General features: G+C 70.6%; 3 protein-coding genes. 2 read left to right on the top strand and 1 reads right to left on the bottom strand.

Features of this window, described 5'->3' with window-relative positions; all coding sequences use genetic code 11:
- Positions 1-236: 236 nt before the first annotated feature.
- Positions 237-1,082, top strand: coding sequence for an HpcH/HpaI aldolase/citrate lyase family protein (locus AC5RUJ_RS13795; protein ID WP_494000968.1), 846 nt, complete (start codon positions 237-239; stop codon positions 1,080-1,082).
- A gap of 136 nt (positions 1,083-1,218) precedes the next feature.
- Here the strand turns inward: AC5RUJ_RS13795 and AC5RUJ_RS13790 are convergent, their stop codons facing one another.
- A complete protein-coding gene (locus AC5RUJ_RS13790) occupies positions 1,219-2,082 on the bottom strand; it encodes an SDR family oxidoreductase (RefSeq protein WP_494127621.1) in 864 nt (287 codons plus the stop codon).
- A gap of 64 nt (positions 2,083-2,146) precedes the next feature.
- Between AC5RUJ_RS13790 and gluQRS the strand changes: the two genes are divergently transcribed.
- On the top strand, positions 2,147-2,919 hold a 773-nt coding region (gene gluQRS / locus AC5RUJ_RS13785), incomplete at its 3' end, for a tRNA glutamyl-Q(34) synthetase GluQRS (protein ID WP_494156018.1).

Genomic DNA, 2,919 nt, shown 5'->3' with positions numbered 1-2,919 from the left:
GGCCGCCCTCAACGCCTGGCTGGCCGCGGCCGCCGGGTCCCCGCTGGGCATCGCCGTCGTAGTGCTGCTGGCGGCGGCGGTGGTCGCCGTCATCGTTCTGGCCCGCCGGCGGCGCGGACGCCGCCCGGCTCTCTCTGACGGCAGTTAACCTCCGGCGCGGACGCACGTGGCGCCTGCCTCATCGGCAATCGCCCCCGCATTGGTGGCCCCGGTGGCGGAAACATTAGGCTAGGGGTATGTCCGCTTTAAGAAACCGCCGTGCTGCCGCCCTTCCCGCAAAATTGTCTCGCTCCTGGCTTTTGGCTTCGGCGGCGGACGAAGCGAATTTCGGGCCGGCACTCGCCTCTGAAGCAGACTCCGTCATCTTCGACATGGAAGATGCCGTGCCGGCGGAGGGCAAGGCCGCGGCGCGGGAACGGGTGGTGGAGGCCCTGTCCACCGGCATGACCGCCTGGGTCCGCGTGAACGGCATGGAAACCGACTACTGGGCGGACGATCTGGCCGCCCTATCCAAGGCGCCGGGCCTGCGCGGCGTCATGCTGGCGATGACGGAAAGGCCCGAGCAGGTCACGCACACGGCCATGCGGCTGCAGGCCGGCACCCCGGTGCTCGCCCTGATCGAATCCGCCGTCGGCATTGAGAACGCCACCGACATCGCCCGCGCGCCGGGCACCTTCCGCCTCGCCTTCGGCGTGGGCGACTTCCGCCGCGACACCGGGGCCAGCGATTCTCCGATGGCCCTGGCGTATGCCCGTTCCCGGCTGGTGGTGGCCTCCCGCGTGGGCCAACTGCCGGGCCCCATCGATGGCCCGACCGTCGGCGCGCTCGGCGAGGAACTGCTGGAAGCGTGCAAGGTGACGGCGTCCATGGGCATGACGGGCAAGCTCTGCCTGCTCACCGACGCCGCCGACACCATCAACAAGGGACTCTCACCCAGCGAGTCGGAGATCAAGTGGGCGCACGAACTCCTCGACGCGCACGCCGCCGGCGCGGTGGTGGGCGACGGTTCCTACCTGCCGCGGCTCGCCCGCGCCGAAAAGATTTCATCGCTCGCGGACTCCTACGGACTCTGGAACGCCTAAGCTCCACGTTCACGCTCCACGTTCAGGGGCGCGCAGGGTTCCGGGCGCGGGCTTCCGGGCGGCACCGTCGGCGCCGGCCCGGGTGTTGGTTCAGTCGCGGACGCCGGTTCAGTCGTGCAAAACAGCTCCTCGCAGTTCAGTCGCGGACGCCGAACAGCTCCCGCAGGCTCAGCGCCGGCCGCCCGGTGAGCAGGTCCACGTCGTGGGTCACCAGGTCCAGTTCCCCGGCGGCAATTGCCGTGTAGGTGCTGACCCAGGCATCCAGCTGCCAGTCCGGGGCGCCGTAGTGCGCCCGGCTCGCGTAGGCCTCCTCCACCGTTTCGTTGAGGAACGACGTCGGACGGCCCGTTGCCTCCGCGATGGCCGCCGCCGCCTCGGCCAGGGTCACCGACTCCGGGCCGGTCAGCTCATAGGTGAAGCCTGCATGGGGCATGGGTTCGGCCAGGATGGTCGCGGCCGCCCGGGCTACGTCCTCGCGGGCCACGAAGCCCGCCTTTCCGTCGCCCGCCGGCCCGCGGATCACGCCGGATTCGTCGGCGAATGACGGCAGGACGTCTGCATAGAAGTTGTTGCGCAGCAGCGTGTGCTTCAGGCCGGTTCCGCGCAGTTTCTCCTCGGTGGCGTAGTGGTCCCTGGCCAGCGTGAACGTTGCGTCCTCGGTCGCACCGATGAACGAGGTGTAGACAATGTGCTGCACGCCGGCGTCGATGGCGGCGTCGATGAAAGTGAAATGCTGCTGCAGCCGGTCCTCGGCTTCGGCGGCGGACACCATGAACACTGTCTCGATGCCTTGCAGCGCGGCGACGACGGCGGCCTTGTCGCCATAGCCGGCAGTCGCCGTCGTCGTCCCGGGCAGCTGCGGTGCACGCGACGCGTCGCGGACAATCAGCCGCTGTGAAAGGTTCTGCTCCGCCAGCATCCTGGCGACCATGCCGCCCAGCTCGCCGGTGGCACCGGTGACGGCAATCGGGGTTTCCATGCGGGAGTCGGGTGTGCTCATGGCACCAGCCTAATAGGCGCGGCAACACCCCGGCGGGCGGGGAGCGGCCTGCTACCGTGGGGACGTGCCAGCAGCAGCCCAGAGTCCCGCCGGTCGGTTCGCGCCCAGCCCCTCGGGTGAGCTGCACGTCGGCAACCTGCGCACCGCGCTGCTCGCCTGGCTCTTCGCCCGCGGCACCGGCCGCCGCTTCCTCATACGGGTGGAGGACCTGGACCGTGCGCGGGCCGGGTTCGAGGCCCGGCAACTGGCGGATCTGGCGGCCATCGGCCTGGACTGGGACGGCGAGGTCGTGCGCCAGACCGACCGCGCCGCGGTCTACCGCCACGCGCTCGGACAGCTGGCGGAGGCCGGCCTGCTCTACGAATGCTTCTGCACGCGGCGCGAGATCGCCGAGGCTCCCAGCGCGCCGCATGCTCCGGAGGGGGCGTATCCGGGAACCTGCCGCAACCTCACCGACGCCGAACGCGAGGAACGCCGCCAACTCCGCCCCGCGGCGCTGCGGCTGCGAGCTTCCACCGCCAGCTATACGGTGCCCGACCGGCTGCACGGCGACTACACCGGCGTCGTTGACGACTTCGTGCTGCGGCGAAACGACGGCGTCCCCGCCTACAACCTGGCGGTGGTGGTGGACGACGCCGCCCAGGGCGTGGACCAAGTGGTGCGCGGCGACGACCTCCTGGCCTCCGCCCCGCGGCAGGCATACCTCGCCTCGCTGCTGGGGCTGCCGCCGGTCGAATACGTACATGTGCCGTTGGTCCTCAACGAACGACGGCGGCGCCTGGCCAAGCGCGACGGCGCGGTGACCTTGGGCGCACTCGAGCTGGCCGGGCTGGACGC

Source organism: Arthrobacter sp. Y3223164 (assembly GCF_059091005.1).
This window is presented reverse-complemented; position numbering and strand designations above follow the sequence as displayed.